Origin of the sequence: Shigella sp. FC1544, from assembly GCF_001722145.1 — a bacterium.
Taxonomy (GTDB): Bacteria; Pseudomonadota; Gammaproteobacteria; order Enterobacterales; family Enterobacteriaceae; genus Escherichia; species Escherichia coli.
The window spans coordinates 1-1,503 of the sequence record NZ_MECT01000290.1 but is presented as its reverse complement, the minus strand read 5'-3'; the positions used below and the strand labels follow the sequence as shown (position 1 = coordinate 1,503).

Annotated in this window: 2 protein-coding genes and 1 pseudogene; 1 reads left to right on the top strand and 2 read right to left on the bottom strand. The window is 60.1% G+C overall.

The genetic code is table 11. The features are described from left to right. On the top strand, positions 1-69 hold a 69-nt coding region (locus BGK49_RS31695; RefSeq protein WP_369803596.1), incomplete at its 5' end, for a hypothetical protein. A gap of 29 nt (positions 70-98) precedes the next feature. On the opposite strand, the pseudogene phnF reads toward BGK49_RS31695, so the two are convergent. Further along, a pseudogene (phnF, locus tag BGK49_RS14465) lies at positions 99-623 on the bottom strand (phosphonate metabolism transcriptional regulator PhnF); the annotation flags it as partial. A gap of 20 nt (positions 624-643) precedes the next feature. Further along, entirely contained in the window at positions 644-1,423 is a 780-nt protein-coding gene (phnE, locus tag BGK49_RS14460; protein ID WP_001193503.1) for a phosphonate ABC transporter, permease protein PhnE, read from the bottom strand. Positions 1,424-1,503: the final 80 nt, after the last annotated feature.

Here is a 1,503-nt window from a genome sequence, read left to right as displayed (position 1 = left end):
CTGCCGGAATGGCCTTCCAACCGTGTTGACGAACTCCTGCCATGGAACGTAGCACTCACCAATAAATAAGCGTCAATACGGTGCTCCGTTGACGCTTACGTTTGCTCGCGCAGAAAATCGTGCAGCGAGCCGCTGTCGAAGCGTTGCAGCGTCGGCCAAAGGGTGAGGTCCGCAAAGTAGTGGTCGATTAAACAGAGCGCGATGCCGTTGACCCGGCGCAGGGTGCGCAGGTGGATGACGTTCTCCCCCTCGGTTATCCCCAGCGCGTCAGCGACGTGACCAGATGCCGGGCGCAGCACCGACAGCAGTTTTTCGCTGGTGGGATGGCTGCCCTGATCCAGCAGGTTCTGGCTAAAACGCGCCTGGGCGTTGAGCGGGTAATCGAACGGGCGCATCAGCACCAGCACGCCGACGCCCTGACGGCGCTGTACCCAGCCTTTTTCCACCAGTTGGTCGATGGCGCGGCGCAGGGTGTGGCGATTTACCTCAAAGCGCGCCGCCAGCTGCTGCTCGGCGGGAAGATAGTCGCCGCAGCGATAGTGTTGACGAAGCTCCTGCTCAAGTTTTGCGGCTATCTCCTGATAGCGTGTTGGGTAGCTGGTCGGATGTGTAGACAAGTGCATAGATATCAATGCCTCGCTTATCAGATAAAGTGCTTACGCAACCGTTGAGAGAGGAAATCCAGCAGGCTGACCGTGACGATGATAAGCACCATCAGGGCGCAGGTTTGTTGGAACTGAAAACCGCGAATCGCTTCCCACAGGGTGACGCCGATCCCGCCTGCACCGACCATGCCGACGACGGTCGCCGAGCGGACGTTGGATTCGAAGCGATAGAGGGAGTAGGAGATCAGCAGCGGCATTACCTGTGGCAGCACGCCGTAAAGGATCTCTTCCAGCTTGTTGGCGCCGGTGGCGCGAATGCCTTCTACCGGGCCGGGTTCGATCGCTTCCACCGCTTCGGAAAGCAGCTTGGAGAGCACGCCGGTGGTGTGGATAAATAGCGCCAGCACGCCAGCGAACGGGCCGAGACCGACGGCGACCACGAACAGCATGGCGAAGACCATTTCGTTAATGGCGCGGCAGGCATCCATCAGGCGGCGAACGGGCTGGTAAACCCACCACGGCACCAGGTTTTCGGCGCTCATCAGACCGAAGGGGATGGAGAGAACCACTGCCAGCGCGGTGCCCCAGACGGCGATTTGCAGCGTGACGGCCATTTCGGTGAGGTAATCCTGCCACTGGCTGAAATCGGGCGGGAAGAAGTCGGCAACGAAGGTTGCCATGTTGCCGCCGTCTTTAATCAGCGTAAGCGGGGCCATTTCCGCGCCCTGCCACGAGACGACCAGCACGGCGAGAACAACGGCCCAGCTCAGAAGCGAGAACCAGCTACGCTTGGGTGGGGCGATGGTGATGGTTTGCATGTTTGGCTCCGTTTAATGTTTTCTCCCTCTCCCTGTGGGAGAGGGCCGGGATGAGGGCATCAGCGTGCGCATTTCCCCCT

What these genes read in the sequence shown, in the direction of transcription:
- phnE (WP_001193503.1), bottom strand. Translation starts at nt 1,423, where the DNA reads ATGCAAACCATCACCATCGCCCCACCCAAGCGTAGCTGGTTCTCGCTT.